At 55.7% G+C, this 1,306-nt stretch carries 2 protein-coding genes; both read right to left on the reverse strand.

Annotation, left to right across the window (positions count from 1 at the left end):
* Positions 1-73 precede the first annotated feature (73 nt).
* Positions 74-673 (reverse strand): hypothetical protein, encoded by a 600-nt coding sequence (locus BSIN_RS22230; protein ID WP_143757518.1) that lies wholly within the window; start codon positions 671-673, stop codon positions 74-76.
* Between the two features lie 171 nt (positions 674-844).
* Positions 845-1,198: a hypothetical protein gene (locus tag BSIN_RS22235; protein ID WP_256583943.1), complete on the reverse strand. Its 354-nt coding sequence runs from the start codon at positions 1,196-1,198 to the stop codon at positions 845-847.
* Positions 1,199-1,306: the final 108 nt, after the last annotated feature.

Raw genomic sequence — 1,306 nt, forward strand, 5'->3', positions numbered from 1 at the left:
AGGACGGCGCCGCTACCGCGGCACCGTCAGATAAAAAACTGGGGAAAATTACTTCGACGAAAGTGGGGAGTATCTATCCGACGCTGACAACATTCGTGACCGACTTGTTGCCATTGCCGTTCGATTGACCCGCGCTGTTGTTGCCGCCGGCGAGCGAAGCCGAGTTGTTCCCGCCGGCCACGCGATTGCCGCCGTTGCTGGCCACCGCACCCGCATTGCCACCTGCACCGCCCGCGCCACCCGCAGCGGAATTGTGATTGGCCGACGAGACGTTTCCGCCCGCCAGCGTGTTGCCGCCGCTGTTGGACGAAGCGCCGTTCGACAGGGTATTGCCGCCCGAATTTGAACTGGTGTTTCCGACGCTGGAATGGTTTGCGTTATTCGACGTGTTGCCGTTCGCGTTTGCCGCACCACCACCCGCATTCAATGAATTGTTCGCGGCGTTGTTCGATTGTTGCAGATCATTGCGACCGGTAATGTCCACGCCCGATGCATTGGAGTTCGAGGTGTTGCCGGTCTGGTCGGCGTGATTCTGGTTGTTGTTCGCTTGACTGGTCGTGTCGCCCATGTTTTGCGACGAACAGTTACTGGCACCGGAAGGGCAGGCGCTTTGCGCATACGCTGTGCATTGGACCCATGCGAGGATCGCAAGGACCAGGAGTTTGGAGTTCATTGGTTTCTCGAAAAAAAGTGGGCGCTTTACGAGCCGCCCATAAAAAGCGCCGCGCTATCCGAGGGCCACTATTGCGCGCGACGCTGAGAGATAAAAAGCGAGGCACTGTATTAGCCGCCTCTTAAAAAGCCGCGCGGTAGATGCAGGGAGGACGCGCGGCTGAGCCAGACGTCAGTCGGTAGTTTGTTCGTCTCGCGCTAAATCGGAGCCTTCAAACGGATCTCGGTTTTCGTCATCGATACCCACCGGATCACTAAACAATCCAGGCTCGACATAATCGTCAGGTGGCGTCAACGTGATGCCGATTTCTTGCTGCACACGACGCGCGATCTTGCCGTGATCTTCGTCATCTTTCGGATGGGCTTTGACCTTAAAGTTGATGCCGACAGAACCACCTTCTTGCGTAACGAAACGGATATCTTTCAAACCGCACTCAGCAAGCAATACGTCTTCTGATCCAGTCGCACCGATGTGAAAGCGCAGCAAATACCCGTCGTACTTTCTATCCCAAGCGAGATTGCGCATGAAAGGAAAACGCAATTCCTGTTGGGCGCAAAGTAATAATGAGCCACTTCGCGCGAAGTAAATCTAAGCCACCTTTCAGTACAGTCAGCCTTTTGCGCGCAAAGGCTG

The organism is Burkholderia singularis (assembly GCF_900176645.1).
GTDB lineage: Bacteria > Pseudomonadota > Gammaproteobacteria > Burkholderiales > Burkholderiaceae > Burkholderia > Burkholderia singularis.

Bases quoted from the DNA above. Each gene is read 5' to 3' on its own strand.
- BSIN_RS22230 (WP_143757518.1), bottom strand. From the start codon at position 673: ATGAACTCCAAACTCCTGGTCCTTGCGATCCTCGCATGGGTCCAATGC.
- BSIN_RS22235 (WP_256583943.1), bottom strand. From the start codon at position 1,198: ATGCGCAATCTCGCTTGGGATAGAAAGTACGACGGGTATTTGCTGCGC.